Source organism: Cupriavidus sp. KB_39 (genome assembly GCF_052114485.1).
GTDB lineage: Bacteria > Pseudomonadota > Gammaproteobacteria > Burkholderiales > Burkholderiaceae > Cupriavidus.
In genome coordinates, this window is sequence record NZ_JBFREV010000252.1 from 1 (window position 1) to 370 (window position 370).

Here is a 370-nt window from a genome sequence, read left to right on the forward strand (position 1 = left end):
TTCAATCGGCGGTCGAGCTCCGCCTGAGCTCCGCCTGCGCGAAAAACGCGCTGGCCAGCTTCAGGATCTCATTCGCCTTGCGCAGTTCCTTGACTTCACGCTCCAGCGACTTGATACGCTGCTGCTCGCTCGTGCCAGGACCTTCCCGCTGCCCCGTATCTCGCTCATGCTGGCGCACCCAATTCAACAGCGTTTGCGGCGTGCATCCGATCTTGGAGGCTATGGATTCTACGGCTGCCCACTGGGACGGATGATCGCCTCGCGACTCGGCGACCATGCGCACAGCTCGCTCGCGAACCTCCGGGGAAAACTTGACTGGTTTCTTCATCGTGGCTCCATTCTCTCAAGAAGTGGAGCCTCCACTAAACCC

Annotated in this window: 1 pseudogene; it reads right to left on the reverse strand. The window is 60.3% G+C overall.

The window, feature by feature from the left end:
- Positions 1–328 (reverse strand): annotated as a pseudogene (locus tag AB4Z27_RS29810) (transposase); the annotation flags it as partial.
- Positions 329–370: the final 42 nt, after the last annotated feature.